The organism is Neobacillus sp. NRS-1170 (genome assembly GCF_050468025.1).
The window spans coordinates 35,834-52,096 of record NZ_JBITPF010000073.1 but is presented as its reverse complement, the minus strand read 5'-3'; the positions used below and the strand labels follow the sequence as shown (position 1 = coordinate 52,096).

17 protein-coding genes, 1 pseudogene and 1 riboswitch are annotated in these 16,263 nt (G+C 36.6%); of the genes and pseudogenes, 4 read left to right on the top strand and 14 right to left on the bottom strand.

The features are described 5' to 3' along the window. Positions 1-264, bottom strand: a 264-nt coding sequence (locus ACIFOT_RS26920) for a hypothetical protein (RefSeq protein ID WP_430070345.1), incomplete at its 3' end; no start/stop codon positions are given. A gap of 309 nt (positions 265-573) precedes the next feature. Here ACIFOT_RS26920 and ACIFOT_RS26915 point away from each other — a divergent pair. Further along, complete coding sequence (locus ACIFOT_RS26915) at positions 574-1,488, top strand: DMT family transporter (RefSeq protein WP_430070342.1); 915 nt, start codon at positions 574-576, stop codon at positions 1,486-1,488. Between the two features lie 68 nt (positions 1,489-1,556). Here ACIFOT_RS26915 and ACIFOT_RS26910 read toward each other — a convergent pair whose 3' ends face one another. From ACIFOT_RS26910 to ACIFOT_RS26890, 5 genes are all read right to left on the bottom strand, one after another. After that, complete coding sequence (locus tag ACIFOT_RS26910; RefSeq protein WP_430070339.1) at positions 1,557-1,862, bottom strand: hypothetical protein; 306 nt, start codon at positions 1,860-1,862, stop codon at positions 1,557-1,559. A gap of 191 nt (positions 1,863-2,053) precedes the next feature. Next, entirely contained in the window at positions 2,054-2,491 is a 438-nt protein-coding gene (locus tag ACIFOT_RS26905) for a VOC family protein (protein ID WP_335472978.1), read from the bottom strand. 347 nt (positions 2,492-2,838) lie between these two features. Then, positions 2,839-3,639: a polysaccharide deacetylase family protein gene (locus ACIFOT_RS26900; RefSeq protein ID WP_430070336.1), complete on the bottom strand. Its 801-nt coding sequence runs from the start codon at positions 3,637-3,639 to the stop codon at positions 2,839-2,841. A gap of 225 nt (positions 3,640-3,864) precedes the next feature. Continuing rightward, positions 3,865-4,233, bottom strand: a complete 369-nt coding sequence (locus ACIFOT_RS26895; RefSeq protein ID WP_430070334.1) for a hypothetical protein — start codon at positions 4,231-4,233, stop codon at positions 3,865-3,867. Between the two features lie 925 nt (positions 4,234-5,158). Further along, positions 5,159-5,428, bottom strand: a complete 270-nt coding sequence (locus tag ACIFOT_RS26890) for a hypothetical protein (protein ID WP_430070332.1) — start codon at positions 5,426-5,428, stop codon at positions 5,159-5,161. A gap of 437 nt (positions 5,429-5,865) precedes the next feature. On the opposite strand from ACIFOT_RS26890, the gene ACIFOT_RS26885 reads away from it, so the two are divergent. Continuing rightward, a complete protein-coding gene (locus tag ACIFOT_RS26885) occupies positions 5,866-6,873 on the top strand; it encodes a DUF3231 family protein (protein WP_430070330.1) in 1,008 nt (335 codons plus the stop codon). 301 nt (positions 6,874-7,174) lie between these two features. On the opposite strand, the gene ACIFOT_RS26880 is transcribed toward ACIFOT_RS26885, so the two are convergent. The 7 genes from ACIFOT_RS26880 to ACIFOT_RS26850 all read right to left on the bottom strand — a co-directional run bounded on the left by ACIFOT_RS26880 (position 7,175) and on the right by ACIFOT_RS26850 (position 12,059). Continuing rightward, positions 7,175-7,924 (bottom strand): ABC transporter permease, encoded by a 750-nt coding sequence (locus ACIFOT_RS26880; protein ID WP_430070327.1) that lies wholly within the window; start codon positions 7,922-7,924, stop codon positions 7,175-7,177. Next, positions 7,925-8,686 (bottom strand): ABC transporter ATP-binding protein, encoded by a 762-nt coding sequence (locus ACIFOT_RS26875; protein ID WP_430070324.1) that lies wholly within the window; start codon positions 8,684-8,686, stop codon positions 7,925-7,927. It lies immediately after the preceding gene. Positions 8,687-8,857: 171 nt separating this feature from the next. Continuing rightward, positions 8,858-9,199 carry a DUF1048 domain-containing protein gene (locus ACIFOT_RS26870; protein WP_430070321.1) on the bottom strand — a complete coding sequence of 114 codons (342 nt, stop codon included), beginning with the start codon at positions 9,197-9,199 and terminating at the stop codon, positions 8,858-8,860. Between the two features lie 73 nt (positions 9,200-9,272). Beyond that, positions 9,273-9,593 carry a PadR family transcriptional regulator gene (locus ACIFOT_RS26865; RefSeq protein ID WP_430070318.1) on the bottom strand — a complete coding sequence of 107 codons (321 nt, stop codon included), beginning with the start codon at positions 9,591-9,593 and terminating at the stop codon, positions 9,273-9,275. Positions 9,594-10,094: 501 nt separating this feature from the next. Beyond that, a complete protein-coding gene (locus tag ACIFOT_RS26860) occupies positions 10,095-10,235 on the bottom strand; it encodes a hypothetical protein (protein ID WP_430070315.1) in 141 nt (46 codons plus the stop codon). A gap of 258 nt (positions 10,236-10,493) precedes the next feature. After that, positions 10,494-11,177: a DUF554 domain-containing protein gene (locus ACIFOT_RS26855; RefSeq protein ID WP_430070312.1), complete on the bottom strand. Its 684-nt coding sequence runs from the start codon at positions 11,175-11,177 to the stop codon at positions 10,494-10,496. 63 nt (positions 11,178-11,240) lie between these two features. Then, entirely contained in the window at positions 11,241-12,059 is an 819-nt protein-coding gene (locus ACIFOT_RS26850) for a MerR family transcriptional regulator (protein WP_430070309.1), read from the bottom strand. A gap of 177 nt (positions 12,060-12,236) precedes the next feature. Here ACIFOT_RS26850 and ACIFOT_RS26845 point away from each other — a divergent pair. Beyond that, a pseudogene (locus tag ACIFOT_RS26845) lies at positions 12,237-13,369 on the top strand (zinc-dependent alcohol dehydrogenase). A gap of 169 nt (positions 13,370-13,538) precedes the next feature. Here the strand turns inward: ACIFOT_RS26845 and ACIFOT_RS26840 are convergent. Beyond that, entirely contained in the window at positions 13,539-15,443 is a 1,905-nt protein-coding gene (locus ACIFOT_RS26840; RefSeq protein ID WP_430070306.1) for an APC family permease, read from the bottom strand. A 276-nt stretch (positions 15,444-15,719) separates the two neighbouring features. Continuing rightward, positions 15,720-15,856: riboswitch (cyclic di-AMP (ydaO/yuaA leader) on the bottom strand. A gap of 249 nt (positions 15,857-16,105) precedes the next feature. On the opposite strand from ACIFOT_RS26840, the gene ACIFOT_RS26835 reads away from it, so the two are divergent. Continuing rightward, entirely contained in the window at positions 16,106-16,237 is a 132-nt protein-coding gene (locus ACIFOT_RS26835; RefSeq protein WP_430070303.1) for a hypothetical protein, read from the top strand. The last annotated feature ends 26 nt before the right edge of the window (positions 16,238-16,263 follow it).

The window sequence follows — 16,263 nt, the reverse complement described above, 5'->3', positions numbered from 1 at the left end:
TTCGTTCATATCAGTACATTCCTTCACAAACTTTTCATCTTCCATATTTATTATGTAAACATCATTATCCTTAACTAAGAACAATTTGCTCCCTCTGCCAACAGCATAATCATATATCAGTTCTTCTCCATTCTGAGTAACGGTTTGAAATGTCTTTCTTTTCTTGTCCCTTGAAGAATACAAGCACACCGCTGCCTTATGGTCATAACCATGACTAAACAAAACAAAATCATTCAAGAGAGCAAATGCATGACTTTGTTCCATGGTAGTTTAAGCGCGAACCTTCACAATCTCTTATGAAGATAACAATGGGTTGATTACATTAAGATAATCTAGTAAATTAAAGATGAATCAAAAATGTATAAAGAAGAATTGTTTGGGAAAGACGAAAGCTAGTTTTATCATTAATGAACAATGATTCTTAAAAACCCCCAAAATTCCATTTGGGGTGTGTCGGAAAATCAATTCCGTTACTAATTATCGTTGGATTTTCAATGAAAACTGTATAAGAGTAGTAGTTCCCGCCTCTTTACTTTAAGAGGCGGGATTTTTTATGAAAAGGAGAATTAACATATGAAAATGACAAAATCAATGGCAAACGTGCTACTATTGATAGCTGCGGCACTTTGGGGTTCTGGGTTTGTTGTAACAAAAATAGCTCTAGATGCAAATGTGTCTGTTGGATTTGTAAATTTTTCCAGGGGCTTTCTCTTTGCTGTTTTGGTACTTATGTTTTTTTATAAAAAGATATTTAAAATGACCCTTAATGACTTTAAAATTGGGCTCATTGCGGGATTGCTTAATTTTGGCGGATTTATTACACAGACTATTGGTGTTAAGTATACCACTCCATCCAATAACGCCTTTATTTCGGCAACATATGTAGTCATTATACCTTTCTTGGCTTGGGTTATATATAAAAAGAAACTCCCAGTAAAAAGCTTTGTTTCCATTGCCTTTTGTTTACTTGGAATGACAATATTAACTGGAATATTAAATAAAGCAATAACCATAAATATCGGTGACGTATATTCTTTTATTTGTGCGCTGTTTTATGCAGGCTCTATTGTATATCTCGGTTACGGAGCAAGAACAACTGATTTCAGCATTGTAGCTTTTATGCTTGGGGTTGTACAAGCAATAGGGGGGCTGGCTTTTTTCTTCTTCGTAGAGGAAGGACAGCTTACTAATATCAATTGGTCTGTTGCAATAGTGCCATTGTTATATATGGGAATAATCTGTTCGTTTGTTGGTCAAACTGTTCAGGTTTTAGCTCAAAAGCATACTTCCGCAACAACTGCTGGATTAATTATGATGCTTGAAGGAGCTTTTGGCAGTATTTTTTCAGTAATGTTTGGCTTTGAATCATTTACAGTTCAGTTAATTGTTGGAGGAATCCTTATTATGCTCTCCATTATTCTTATGGAAGTAGACTTTAAGCAGATGTTGGCCAAAAACAAGCAACAGCTTAGAAACAATAAATTTTAGCAATTTATCATTGAAAATAAACGACAAAATTGGTCTGCATTGTCATTCGAATGCAGACCATTTTTTGATCAATTTTTTATTTTTTCAATTATTTTCTTGATGATGTGAGGGCCATACTCTTGTGGGTAAAAGACCATTGTGATCACTACTGTTAACAGAATTATTGCAATCCATATCATAGTATTTGCAGTAAACTTTAAATTGCGGGTCATTTTAAATCCCAAAATGAATAGCACAGAATTTATGATAAATATTGTTGGAAAAGCTACTATCCTCCCAAGCCCTGTATTTGGAAAAAATCTTATTAATAGAATTAATGTTAATAATGTAGGTAACATCATTAAAGAGTATTTTATAAATGTAATAACTCCCATATTTTATCTCCCTAAAAATAGTCAATAACATTAAATTCTATAATAATTTCCCTATTCCTTGCTCCACTAAGCTACCCAGTTAATTGAGTAAGGAAAAAGCGATCCTTCGTTATTGAAGCATCGCACCCGATAGTTTAAGAAGTCAATCTTTAAAGTTTGAGATATAAATCATTTAAAGTCCCATTCAATATTTATCTGATTTTCTCCGCCAACTCTAAAATAATTCCCTCTGGACCACGAACGTAGCATAACTTATAACTTTCTTCATATTGCTGTATCTCACTAAAGATTTCCGTTCCCTTCTTTTTCAATTTTGCAACAATAGCTTCAATATCTTCAACAGCAAAGCAAATATGTCGGATACCCAGCGTATTTGCAAAAGGTTGCTGAATATCTTTTTCATCTGACGGCGAATAAAATTTGACTAGCTCTATCCATGCCTGACCATCTGGCATCCCCAATCCTACACATGCCGTTTTAACATCATTAAGCCCAACTATTCTGTCCAACTGTTCTCCATCCAATTCCCATTCCGCTTGCACTTCAAGTCCTAAATCAAGAAAAAACGCTTTAGCCTCTGAAAGATTATTTACGTTTATACTCACATGATCTATTCTATTGATCTTCATATCTCATACCTCCTATGTTCCTGTTACTTTTAATACCTGTATTCGTGTAAGGTTTGTTTGAAATTCTAATTCGCTTAAAACGGGAAAATATCCTTCTTCAACAAATCTGCCATTAGTTGAACAAGAAAAAAGGCTTTGCTCAGTAATCCCAGCAAAGCACCAATTAGCTTAAAAATACGTAATAAAAATTACAATAATTAAAAAACCTCCCACACCTAAATCGAAGTAACCCATTTGTTTAGGTTGGTTTTTATTTTTAAAAATATCAAATCCGTTAAGAAGCATCAAATTAGAGGCTAATAAGAACATTAACGGGGTTAATGATGTTTCAATGAAAAAATGTATTTTTAAAACATTAAATTAATGTGAGAAGTTTTTCCTTTCTTTGAAGGATAGATTCCAAAAGACTCTGGAAATATTTGCGTTGAACGGTAGAGCAATTCAGTTACCGTTACACATTTATACCCGTTCTTATCTAAAAACTCCAAAATGTTTTCTAAGGCTTTTGTTGTAGAACAGGTTTGAGTATATTCACTACCATGCCAATCATGAAAGATAATGATATTACCTGGTTTTATTCCTTTTTTAATATTACTGTAAATTTGACTTGCTGGAGGATCTGCCCAATCACGAGAATCTTGATCCCATGACCATAATACGACCTCTTTTCCATTTTTTATAGCGGTATTAATAATTACATCATTATAAAAACCCCCCACGGGACGATAGAGAGACGGTTTTAAACCAGTGAATTTCTTAATAATTTTATCTGTTTCATCCAATTCAGAGGATAGTTTTGCAGAGGGTATATTCCCATAAATATGATGGAATGTATGATTGGCAATTTCATGTCCTTCTTTAACTTCTCTTTTTAAAAGATCTGGAAATCTGACTACCTTATTGCCAGCTACAAAAAATGTAGCTTTAGCATCATGTTTTGCTAATATATTAAGTATTTGAGGAGTGAAAACAGGATGAGGTCCATCATCGAAAGTAAGGGCAACTAACTTTTCTTTTGTGTTTACTTCCCAAATAACACGCCCAGTTTTTTCATATTCTTCTCGACTGTTATCGGATGCATCCGAATTTACTTGAAAGGAGAAAAAAGAAATCAATAAAAACACGCTAATAAACAAAATTTTTTTCATTGGATAAGCTCCTCTTTCATGATGAACTTATTTTTTCTAGTCTTTATTAAAAATATTTATCGAAAACAGATTATGAAATGTTTTAGAATCTAGTTTCACATTAAGATACTATTGTGTTTATTGAAGTAAACTGCTCCGTTACTTCAATAAGTAAAACTGCATCCCTTATGAAATGCAGTTTTTCGGTGCCCTTGTTACTTATTTTTCTCCAAAAGTTTTTTGAGATTATCCAAAACATATCCCCAGCATAGGATTAGTCTTTAATCCCTTAACGTACTCATAACTAATTTCAAGATACTTCTTCAATTCTTCGGCTTTCTCCAACAAATAATCAGGAACGGTCACATATTCCTTTAGAGTAGACCCATGTTGTTCATAGAGGACAGTATTATATTCATGTAGAAAAGCCTCTCTTTTATCTTTGGGAAGTCGAATGCCTAAAACACCATCTTTAGAAAGATAGGTAAACATGTGACCATTTAATGATGTATACGGCGACGTGACCCCTTTGCGTTCAATATTCGGAATGGTTTCGATAAGCTTGTCATACAGATCCAATTTTCCCTTCGGAATTTGGCTTTGTGCTTTATTCATCGTTACTCCTTTTAAAAGTTATTAGTTATCAATAACATCTTTCCCCTTGTCCTCCATTTTAATATTAAAGACAATTCTAAACGATTATTTTTTATTTAAGAAATCTGCTTACTATATATCAATAAGAAAAGGAGGTGAAGAGCTACCTACGATGTTAAACTCAAGCACCCGGTAGTTGAACAACTCCATGTTTTATTTAAACTGTTAATAATTTACTTGGGATTAGAGATACCGTTCTTAATAAAAATAGTTGCCCAATCCTTAAAAAAATTCATATAAGCTTCTTCATTCATATTTGAATGTAGGTGGGCTACTAGGCATACATCCAATCCAAGCTTTGACCCTGAGCATAAACTGGTTATATGTCTAATTTCAATAGGGAGTGAACCTCGAATTATGGTATATATACGACAAAATCCAACCTATGCCCAGAGTCCCTGGGGTCTTGAAAATTGTATCTATCGTTTCACGTATTTGTGGCTTAGAAACGGAGACAATTTCTGGTTTTTTTTGACGACTGTCGGGCATCAAAGAGTTTATGGCTATAGGTTTTTCGGCGGAAGATGGAATCAATATTCGGTTGCTTTAAGAGATATTGTTAACTTCCATTGTTCTCCTCCAACTCCAACTCTATATTAAAACACTACTCCCGACCTTCGTAATCGTATCGTTCAGTCTTACTTTAGAAGCGTCTGGGCTTTCGCATAATCAGAGATCGTTTTTTTGAATCTAATACTGTGATCAATCCGCCACCTGCGTGTTCACTTCCATCATGTATAGAACGTTAATCATATCGGTTAGCGTTCTTTATACAGAAATTAGAATAAATTCCAAAATTAGTGGAACAAGAAAAAAGAGTTGCCGCAGCAACCCATTGTTCAACTCTAACTCTAGTTAATTTGAATAAGACCTCAATTTTACCATCCTACTTTTTAAAGGATTTATAATACTCATACCCTAAGATTAATAACCCTAATAACGTAAACAAAACGCCTATCATAAATGGAAAACCCAGAAATAAAGACTCTACAACTTCATCGCCATATTGCTTTGCCCCAAAAATTGAAAACCACAATTTTGACTTTCCAGACCATTCGGTAATACTCGTAGCATAAATGGCACCCGCCACGATAATTGTTAAAGTAACCAACAATCCACCTAGCATCACAAATCCACCAATTAAAATTCGATTCATTCTCTTTTCCCCCTGAATGGTTATTATTAAAAATCGAATCCTTTGGGTATATCATTATTCATTATTTATTGGTTAAATTCCTTCTTTAGTTAACCTGCTTAGTTGACCATAGCACACCTCACAACTCAATTGACTAATGAGCACAATTATTATTAATATTCTCCAAAAAAATTTGGTTTCCATCTTCAAGTAACCAGTGCTGTAAGCACAAAAAGAAAATGAGCTGCCGTTGCACCCCATAGTTAAACTCTTGCACCCGTTAGTTTAAGTATAAAGAGTTTTTTCTCCCACGCTTGTCCACTCTTATTCAGATATTTCCATATTTACCCATTTTATTTTCTTTCGCTTATTCTACACAAATATGAAAGGAAGAATAAGTTGTTTTGGTATGAGTAATACTTAAATTAGAAAAATCCAATAATAAGAGGAGATTTTCAATGAATACAAAACATACTGTTGGTTTATCATCAACAGAAATTGCAGGATTATGGGCTACTTATATTATGGATAGCTTATCTATCTGTCTCTCTAAGCATTTCCTGCAACAGTCGAACAATGAAGATGTTAAAGCCATAATTAAACTAACATTAGATATATCACAAAAACATATTGAGGAAATCAAGAATATTTTTGAAAAGGAGAATTTCCCTATTCCCAAGGGATTTTCCGATGAAGACATTGATCTTTCAGCTCCACCTTTGTTTTTCGATTTATTTCCTGTAAGCTACGCTTACGGGATGAGTCGTATGGGTTTGATGGCCTATAGTATGCTAACTTCTAATGTTGCCCGCGAAGATATTCGATCTTTCTTCTCTAAGTGTTTAACTTCCTCATTGGATCTTTATAATACATCAGTAAATCTAATGCTTTCTAAAGGGATATACGATCGCCCAACAATGATCCCTTATCCCGATAAAGTTGAATTTGTTAAAAAGAAAGAAACATTTTTATCCAAGTGGTTCGAAGAGAAACGCCCTCTAAATGTTCTTGAACTATCTGAAATATTTTTTAACATTGAAAGGAACTATTTTGCTGTAGTCTTACTCACAGGATTTATTCAAGTTGTGAAAGATGAACAAATAAAAAAATTTTTGACAAAAGGAAAAGACTTAGCTCAAAAACAAATTCATTTCCTAAACCATACTTTAATCAAGGATGATTTGCTTGGCACTATAATGGTTAACTCAGAAGTGACAACTTCTACTGTATCTCCTTTTTCAGAAAAGCTCATCATGAACCTTGTAACTATACTCAATACACAAGGAATAACCTATATTGGTCATGCAATAGCTTCATCAGCACGAATAGACCTTGCTATTGAATATTCAAAACTAATTCCTGAAATATTGCAGTATGGGAAGGAGGGCGCCGACATTTTGATAGAAAGAGGATGGATGGAAGAACCACCACATGCTCCGAATAGGAAAGAGTTGGCAGAAAATTAGGTTTAAATTAAACAAGGGATCTCAACGATCTCTTGTTTAATTTATATGAATCAAAATTTTCCGTTTTAACAAATTAAACTTGACACAATTTAAAAAGAATTCAGATTTCTAACTGAACATGCATTTTTAAATGATATTAGTCTATCTTTTGTAATCTGCCCCGTTAGTGCAGTAAAAAAGGGATCACCTCAGCGATCCCAATCTATAACTCTCGCACCCGTTTGCTAAGAAGCAAACCTTATAATTGGGTCTTTGCAATTAATCTGTGACTATTGATATGGCTAAACACATAATGGTGTACTTACCCTAACTGGCGTTTAAATGCTTTAATGGCGAAGAGGTAAGCTATGACCATGATGCCGACGCACCAGGCAAGCGCGATCCAGATATCGTTGCCAACAGACCCTTCATACAAGAGGGCACGAATCGCGTTCACGATTGAAGTAACGGGCTGGTTCTCTGCGAACGCACGAACAATTTTAGGCATGGTTTCGGTAGGGACAAAGGCCGAACTGATAAACGGCAGGAAAATCAGCGGGTACGAGTAGGCTGTCGCCCCTTCCATAGACCCCGCTGTCAATCCAGGAATAATCGCCAGCCATGTCAGCGCCAGCGTAAACAGCCCAAGTATCCCAGCTACCGCGAGCCAATCCAGGATATCAGCGCTGGAACGGAAGCCCATCAAGAGCGCTACAAGGATAACCACCACGATAGTAAGCGCATTGGAAACAAGCGAGGTCAACACGTGCGCCCACAATACCGACGATCGCTTGATGGGCATGGTAATGAAACGCGCCATCAGCCCGCTCTTTACATCCGTAAACAGCCGCACGGAAGTATAAGCGACGCCGGATGCGATAGCCATCAGCAAGATTCCCGGCAATAAATAATTGACGTAGTTGTCCGTGCCCGACTCTATGGCGCCGCCAAATACGTAGACAAACAGCAGCAGCATCATTATCGGCGTAATCGCCACCGTGATAATCGTATCCGGGCTGCGCATGATGTTGCGCATTAAACGCCCTAGTAATACCCCTGTTTTGCTTTTCATTTACATCTCCTCCTTTTTGCCGATGATCACGAGGAAAATTTCCTCCAATGTCGGCTGCTTCTCGATGTACTCCACCTTCGCTGGCGGGAACATCTCCTTGAGTTCGGTAAGGGTACCTGTCGTGATGATTTTTCCGCCATGCAGGATAGCGATACGGTCCGCCAGTTGTTCGGCTTCTTCCAAGTACTGGGTCGTCAGCAAGATGGTCGTGCCGCCGCCAGCAAGCTCCTTGACGGTATCCCAGACTTCAATCCGCGCTTCGGGGTCAAGCCCTGTCGTCGGTTCGTCGAGAAAAATGACTGCCGGCGTCCCAATCAGGCTCATGGCGATGTCAAGCCGGCGCTTCATCCCGCCGGAATATGTGTCTGCCCGGCGGTTGGCCGCATCGGTCAGGCTGAATCTTGCAAGCAGATTGTCGGCGACTTGAGCGGGATTGGAAACTCCCCGCAACTTGGCGATCATTATCAGGTTTTCCCGCCCGGTGAGCATGCCGTCTAAAGCTGCGAATTGCCCTGTCAGGCTGATGCTCTGGCGAACATGATCCGGTTGACGCTGGACGTCAAAGCCGCAAATACCTGCTTCGCCTCCATCGGGCTTCATCAGCGTCGAGAGGATGTTGACCGTCGTCGTCTTACCCGCTCCATTTGAGCCTAGCAGTGCGAAAATTTCGCCACGCCGCACCTCAAAATCCACCCCTTTTAAGACTTCCTTGTCTTTAAAGGATTTTTTTAACCCTTTTACAGAAATCGCTGCATTGTTCATACTTTTTTCCTCCTTATAATAGGCGCCTTTTGGAGCTAGATTGCCTATACTCTTCTATTTAGTCTGACTGATAATCAGTATTACTTATTACCAGGTTAAAAATATAACTGAATAGCGAAGATGGCAATTCACATTTGTAACTAGCTATTCAGTCGGTATTCTCTATTGCATTTATTTTTTTCCCAATCGATTCATGATACTTTGGTTCAAATCTTCACGATACTTGGCGACATAGGTTTTAGCGTTTGCCACAAGTTCGTCGGCAAAGAACGCCACGTCGGCCCCAGTGATTTCCAGCACTTGTCTGCCTTCCGCCGCACCGGCTTCGAACAAATCGATTAATTCATACTGAATGTGCAGCATATCCATCCCGTTGCCCGCTGAGAAATTCCACATGTAGTTTTGAATTTTCTTAAATACAAACTGGTAGTCCTCTGGCAGGACTTCAACCCGTGCCATCATCATCTTGTATTCTTTTTTATCACCAATCATTTTTTTGAACATTTCCAACATGTTATTTTTCCTCCTTTTATTATAAAGCTGTACAAGACACTACTAAAATTATCGGACGGAATATCTTATGAAGCTAGATTGACTTCAAGACGTTAATTTTTGATGATACAAAATCCCATTTTTTCCAAAACAATTCAAGTTCCTGGCGGCCAGCCTCATTAAGTGAGTAAAACTTGCGTGGCGGCCCCATATCTGAAGGTTTCTTTTCTATGCTCACCAGCCTTTTCTTTTCTAATCGCACGAGGATGGTGTAGACCGTCCCTTCCACGACTTCGGTAAACCCAAGCTCGTTCAGGCGGCGGGTAATCTCGTAGCCATAGGTTTCATTGCGGCTGATGATTTCCAGTACGCAGCCTTCAAGCGAACCCTTCAGCATTTCAGTTAAATTTTCCATGTTCAGCGGCACCTCTATTTTGTCTGACTTATATTCTGTATAACTTAGTACTAAGGTAAATTTTTACTGAATAGCTTTTGGGAAATCACGCTATTTAGTATTACTTATTACAAGTACATTGTAACACCGAGTAGTAAGGGCGTCAACTGTTTTCCTTAAAAATAGTTCAATACCCATATTAACGGCTATGCAACAACACTTTCACAAATTGATACGGTATCTATTTCGTTTAAAGGAAATAAATAGTACAAAGCTATGGAAAAATTTTTGGAACTGAAACTTTATACTTTGCGGTCGAACCATCTCGTCAAACAATGAAGAACCTTCCTAAGGAATATCCACCAGTTGAATTAATTAAGTACGAACACAGTTAGCCTCCCCAAAATACAAAATGAGTTCGAGAATACTTAATGTGTTCTTTTTCTTTTAAACCATATTGAACAAACCTGCTTACGTTAGTCGAACAAGAAAAGCTGCCAAAATGACAGCTTTGACCTATGTTTATTCTTTTGTTATCCATCTTTTATAAATTTGAACAATAAGTATTGGAATATTGTACGTTTGTGCAATAACTAAACTATCTTGCTGGGGATTGTTTGTTAATTCTTTACTGATTATTGAAATCAGCTCATCCTTAGTCATCTCAATTCTCCCTTCTGGATTTGTTTATTAATATTGTTATCTTATAATAATTTATATTATTAAATTATATGAAAAAAAGTATTGGATGGTTCAAGTCTTAGAGTGGAAATTCACTAAACAACAAAGACATCGCAAGAAACTTACTAGCAGATGAACTAAGTCATTAATTATATTAATATCGTTATTAAGATGCTATGTTAGCCTTCAACGAATGACACTTATTCGATATCACTTCTTTGCATCTTTACAAAAGAAATATTATAAGTGGGCTAAATGAATAATCAAAAATACAATAGGAGGAATCATTAATGATGGCAGAAGATTTAAGGTATTACATTTCTTAATGTCCAAAACACTTAAACCAGATGCTAATATCAATATACCTCCTACAATAGTCACTTCATTTAGTAGATCATTATTTATGGTGTTCTCCATTAAAAGAGCAATTAAATAAATGGAACCTTGCCATACAAATAACACAATCCCTGCCACTGCTATCCCAAAACCAAATGTGGATGCTAAAACAATCGAAGTAATTCCATCTAACATACCATTTGCAAGCAAATACGTATAATCTCCCTTTAAAGCAGCCTCTACAGGACCTAATATGGATAACGTTCCAATACAAAATAATAAGATAGCAGTCGATAACCCCTCAGCTAAATTACCCTTAGAATATTTATTAACTAATGCATTAAATTTTGATTCCAAATTAAGTTTTTGACCGAGTAATCCCCCGACGGCTAAACTTACAATAAAAAGTACAGGATATTTGCTGGAAGGTAAATGTTGTACTAGTGCATTTATTCCTAATCCCAGAGCTACTAATCCCATAGCCTGCATTAGAATATTATGATACTCATCTTTTATCCCTTTTTTAAAGATGCTGCCGACAATACTTCCGACTATTATCATCACTGTATTGAATATCGTTCCAAACATAATCACTTCTCCTTTTAACTAATGTTCTTAACCAAAAAAATAGACCCTCCTGTAAGGGGAGGGTCAACACTTTATTGGTATTTGTATTTCTGTCAGGTAGTCATCTTTACTCCCTGAAATATAATGATCAATTATTGTTCTTTCAATGGAGTCCCCCATTATTTGAAGACCCTTATCTTGAATCCAATTCAGTAAATTTCTATAGTGTTCTGGGGAATCGTTATGATTTCCGTTATAATAAATACAGGCATAGTTTCCTTCTGGAAGAGTTGTCACTAAAGGACTTTGAATATCATCTTCCTCGATTAAAATAAATATGGAGCTGTATTCGTTAAACTTGTTATTTAATAGATTATCAATACTTACTGTAAGCCCTACTCCGCCAATAAATATAGAAGAATTCATATTGCACATATTCTCTAATTGTCGCAGGGAAATTTCCAACTCTGGTTCTGAACTGATTTTTTCCATTAACCTTACTATTTTCCTCTCTTTCCTTTCCCTTATGATTGGTACTCCCATTTCCTTTTTTTCTCGAGCTAATTTAATGTCCTTGATTCGATTTTGGAACCTGCGCTTAATTCGTTCCAGTTCTTTAATCTTTTCTTCCGTTAATCGTTTCTGTTCCTCTAAGAGATACAAAAAACCATCGATATCCCTATGATCGAGATGTCCCTTGATTTCCTTTAATGAAAAACCTAATTCCTTTAAATAATGAATGGTGTTCAATTGTTCAAATTGTTCCGTTGAGTAGTATCTATATCCGTTGTTAATATCCGTATGTATAGGTTTTAATAAATTAATTTCATCATAATATCTTAGGGTCTTTATCGTCGTATTATGGAGTTTAGCCATTTCTCCAATTGAAAATCTATTCTTCATTTTAATCTTCCTTTAGAAATGCTTTATATTATCACTATAATACTCAATTATGTGAGGTTAAACTAACCTGCCTGGTTAGTGGAACAAGAATTTAGATTATATTATTTACTCTCCTGGCTGAACATACTATGAGTAGTAACAGCAGCGATTGCTAAAGAATACGAGGGCCCTACAATAATGAAAGCTGTAACTTATCAAGGAACACATTCTGTACAGGTTAAAGAAGTAGAGGACCCAAAATTAGAGAAAAAAGATGATATTATTGTTAAGATTACTTCTACTGCTATTTGTGGATCTGATTTGCATTTATATCAAGGAAATTTACCATTACCCCCTGGATACATTATAGGCCATGAACCCATGGGCATTGTTGAAGAAGTAGGACCAGAAGTAACGAAGGTAAAAAAAGGCGATCGTGTTATCATCCCTTTTACCGTGGCATGTGGTCATTGCTTTTATTGCGAGCATGAGATGGAAAGCCAATGTGATAACGCGAATCCTCATTACGATTCAGGAGGATACTTTGGTTATTCAGAGAAGTACGGTAACCATCCGGGTGGTCAGGCAGAATATTTAAAAGTCCCTTTTGGGAACTTTACTCCTTTTATTGTCCCTGAATCATGTGAACTAGAAGATGAATCACTTCTCTTTTTATCTGATGTTCTCCCTACTGCCTACTGGAGTGTAGTAAATGCAGGGGTAAAACAAGGAGATACTGTTATTGTCCTTGGTTGTGGCCCTGTTGGGTTAATGACTCAAAAGTTTGCATGGATGAAAGGCGCAGAACGTGTGATAGCTGTTGATTATTTAGATTATCGTATTAATCATGCCAAAAAAATGAACAATGTTGAGGTTTTGGAATTTACAAAGTCTCCAGATATGGGTGAGCATTTAAAAGAAATCACTCATGGCGGGGCAGATGTAGTTATTGATTGTGTAGGTATGGACGGAAAAAAATCACCTTTAGAGTTTCTTGAACAAAAATTAAAATTGCAAGGCGGAACCCTAGGGTCTATTCAAATTTCAACAAAAGCTGTGCGAAAATATGGAACAGTCCAATTAACAGGTGTTTACGGGGGGAACTATAATGCGTTTCCATTGGGTGCATTCTGGATTAGAAATATCAATCTGAGAATGGGACAGGCACCAGTCATACACTTTATGCCCGAATTATTTGAAAAAATAACGAAAAACGAGTTTGACCCAAGAGAGATTATCACACACAAAATGTCCCTTGATAAGCAAGTCATGGTTATCAAATATTTAATAATCGTGAGGACAACTGTATAAAAGTTGTTTTAAAAACATAACCAATCTGAAGAGACTTCTACACTGCGTATAGAAGTCTTTTTGCCTATATTGGATATTAAGCTCGTAGTATTGCCATTTTTCGGATCTAAAAGAAGTTAATTTTCATGGTAGTGAAAAAAGGAGGCACACCTTTTCAGGTAATGCCTCCCACTAAGATACTATTTGTCTTTATTTTTTTAGGTGATACGGAACAGTTGTAATTACTATATCCTTATGGCGGATAAACCAAAACCGCAATAGAAGAGCCGTTTGATTATGCAATAAATTATGCCACCATTTTTTAGGTATAAACTGCGGAATGACCAAATGAATGTGCCCGTGACCTTTCTTTTCTTCCACTAATTTTATAAAGCGATTAAGTGGTTCCAACACTGAACGATATTTGCTTCGGAGAACAACTAACCTGCATGGCGAACCCCATTTTTCCCACTTTTCCTCCATTTTAACAATGGATTCATCATCAAATCCCACGTAAACAGCAATCATGTTGCCGCCTAAACTTTTAGCAAAAGACATCGTGTTATTTACTACTCGGTGAACACCTGAAACAAGTACTATCGTTGTAACTTCTCGCATTTCTGGAAACTCTTTTTCAATGTCCATACGGAGGTCTTCTGCAACAAAGTTATAATGACGACGAATAGCAAGAGACATGAGGATCATTAAAGGCAATATAACTAAGACAAGCCATGCTCCACCTGTGAACTTGGTAACGGCAACAATTACCGTAACCATGGATGTGACAATTAACCCAACAATATTAACGGCCAATTTAATTTGCCAACGTGAACCTTTTACTCTTAACCATCGGCGGACCAATCCGAATTGTGCAATTGAGAAAGACAGAAATACACCAATTGCATAAAGCGGAATTAATGCATGGGTTTCTGAATGGAATGCTAAGATTAATACGCTAGCAGCAGCAGCCAATGCCATAATACCATTCGAATATGCTAAGCGGTCTCCTCGGTTTGTTAGGACACGGGGTAAGAAACCATCGGCTGCTACTATCGCAGATAATTGGGCAAAACCAGTGAAAGTCGAATTTGCTGCCAATATCAATACAATGAATGTGAACCATATGATAATCTGATACAAAATTCCATGACCGACATACATCTCTGCCAACTGGGACAACATCGTGTTTTCAGGTGAAGGTGTAATCCCTTTGATATATATCAGATAGGCAAAACCTAAGAGAGTAAAACCAGTAACTGCTCCTAAAGTGATATAGGCTTTTATGGCTCCTTTTTGTTGAGGATCCCTAAAAACAGGGACCGCATTTGAAATCGTTTCAATTCCTGTTAGTGCCGAACAAGCTGAACTAAATGCTTTCAGGATTAGTAATAAGCCTAAACCTTCAGGAACTGTACCAAATGGCGGGGTGGACTCTTCGACGAATCCATGTTTCAATCCGTCAAATGTACCTGTAAAGATTACTAAGAGCATACATAACATAAATCCAATAGTAGGCCATGCAAATATTTTTGCTGACTCAGCCACACCACGCAAGTTCATAATCAATAGCAAAAATACAATCGTAATCCCTAGCTCCGTTCGGAAAGGATGAACCACAGGATAAGCGGAGGCAACTGCTTCTAGGGCTGCTGATACAGACACTGCCACGGTGAGTATATAATCAATCAGCAGGGAACTGGAAGCAATTAGCGAAACCCATTTCGCCTTAAAATTATCTTTCGCAATTGCGTATGCCCCGCCACCGCTGGGATAAGCTAAAATTCCCATAATGTAAGAGGAGATTAATATAGCCAATAGAGTAACCGTTGCAATAGTTATTGGGATGATTAGCCATTTTCCCTCTTCTCCAAATTTGGCAAGTTCGGTCATCCCTGCTTCTGGTCCATAAGACACGGAAGAATATAGGTCAGCAGCAAGGATAGGCAAAGCGATGAACCATATTAGTTTTGTGTGTTGTTCAAAAAGTTCAGCGGTTCGCATACGGCGACCAATTAAAAATCGTTTAAGACCCGATAAGTTAGTAAATGCACTCCATATAAGGGCTAAGGCTATAATAAATAGAAATATCTCAATCCAATGCCTCGGATCATTCATTTAAAACTCTCCCTTTTCGTTTAAATACGAGAAACGATACATTACCTTAAACTTAATAGAAGTTACAGCACTATATTTCTTTCCATGCATAAATCTAATCCCAAAATAAATGGGAATTGATTGATAATCAAATAATCATATGTATAAGTGCAAAAAGATTAATTATAATATTCCTCCTTTTTCCATTTTAATCAAAACAAAAAGACCTCCTAAATGGGAAGTAAGCTTTTTCTGTAAAAAAGAGCACAAAAAAAGCACCTTCATAGGTGGTCTTTTGACCTCCTTCGCTTTAGCCGACGAAGTTAGCTGACGGGTAGGATGGCGAAAGAGAATGACATCCCTTCTACATAAGTAGAATTAACCCCAAAAAATTGGGTCCTCCGTTCCCTTTCGGGATTAGGCAATATGAATTTCTTCTTTGAGCATGATATTACGCATATGAAAATTAATTGTAAAGGGTTAAAAAACGTTAAAAACGGGCTAAATACTTCAATTTATTTATATTAAAACGCTTACACCCATGTTTTACTTCGACTTTCTCGTTTTCACTAAATTTTAATACATTCTAATGCATTTTGGTATTTAATTTGAAATCGTTTAATAGGAGTGTAAAAAGGAGAATATGGAAAAGGTATGAATAAGTGAACTAAGGAGTGATAAACATGGAACAAGTTTGTACTGTTTGTGGTGATAGAAAAGGTGATAGTGAAAATGAAGAAAAATCTGTTTTAATAATTTGTGAAACCTGTCTATATAGTGAAGATCTTCATCCATATTTAGATAAAATTCTTTAATTCATTTGTTTCACGCCATCATTAGG

What these genes read in the sequence shown, in the direction of transcription:
- ACIFOT_RS26915 (WP_430070342.1), top strand. Translation starts at nt 574, where the DNA reads ATGAAAATGACAAAATCAATGGCAAACGTGCTACTATTGATAGCTGCG.
- ACIFOT_RS26910 (WP_430070339.1), bottom strand. Translation starts at nt 1,862, where the DNA reads ATGGGAGTTATTACATTTATAAAATACTCTTTAATGATGTTACCTACA.
- ACIFOT_RS26905 (WP_335472978.1), bottom strand. Translation starts at nt 2,491, where the DNA reads ATGAAGATCAATAGAATAGATCATGTGAGTATAAACGTAAATAATCTT.
- ACIFOT_RS26900 (WP_430070336.1), bottom strand. Translation starts at nt 3,639, where the DNA reads ATGAAAAAAATTTTGTTTATTAGCGTGTTTTTATTGATTTCTTTTTTC.
- ACIFOT_RS26895 (WP_430070334.1), bottom strand. Translation starts at nt 4,233, where the DNA reads ATGAATAAAGCACAAAGCCAAATTCCGAAGGGAAAATTGGATCTGTAT.
- ACIFOT_RS26890 (WP_430070332.1), bottom strand. Translation starts at nt 5,428, where the DNA reads ATGAATCGAATTTTAATTGGTGGATTTGTGATGCTAGGTGGATTGTTG.
- ACIFOT_RS26885 (WP_430070330.1), top strand. Translation starts at nt 5,866, where the DNA reads ATGAATACAAAACATACTGTTGGTTTATCATCAACAGAAATTGCAGGA.
- ACIFOT_RS26880 (WP_430070327.1), bottom strand. Translation starts at nt 7,924, where the DNA reads ATGAAAAGCAAAACAGGGGTATTACTAGGGCGTTTAATGCGCAACATC.
- ACIFOT_RS26875 (WP_430070324.1), bottom strand. Translation starts at nt 8,686, where the DNA reads ATGAACAATGCAGCGATTTCTGTAAAAGGGTTAAAAAAATCCTTTAAA.
- ACIFOT_RS26870 (WP_430070321.1), bottom strand. Translation starts at nt 9,199, where the DNA reads ATGTTGGAAATGTTCAAAAAAATGATTGGTGATAAAAAAGAATACAAG.
- ACIFOT_RS26865 (WP_430070318.1), bottom strand. Translation starts at nt 9,593, where the DNA reads ATGGAAAATTTAACTGAAATGCTGAAGGGTTCGCTTGAAGGCTGCGTA.
- ACIFOT_RS26860 (WP_430070315.1), bottom strand. Translation starts at nt 10,235, where the DNA reads ATGACTAAGGATGAGCTGATTTCAATAATCAGTAAAGAATTAACAAAC.
- ACIFOT_RS26855 (WP_430070312.1), bottom strand. Translation starts at nt 11,177, where the DNA reads ATGTTTGGAACGATATTCAATACAGTGATGATAATAGTCGGAAGTATT.
- ACIFOT_RS26850 (WP_430070309.1), bottom strand. Translation starts at nt 12,059, where the DNA reads ATGAAGAATAGATTTTCAATTGGAGAAATGGCTAAACTCCATAATACG.
- ACIFOT_RS26840 (WP_430070306.1), bottom strand. Translation starts at nt 15,443, where the DNA reads ATGAATGATCCGAGGCATTGGATTGAGATATTTCTATTTATTATAGCC.
- ACIFOT_RS26835 (WP_430070303.1), top strand. Translation starts at nt 16,106, where the DNA reads ATGGAACAAGTTTGTACTGTTTGTGGTGATAGAAAAGGTGATAGTGAA.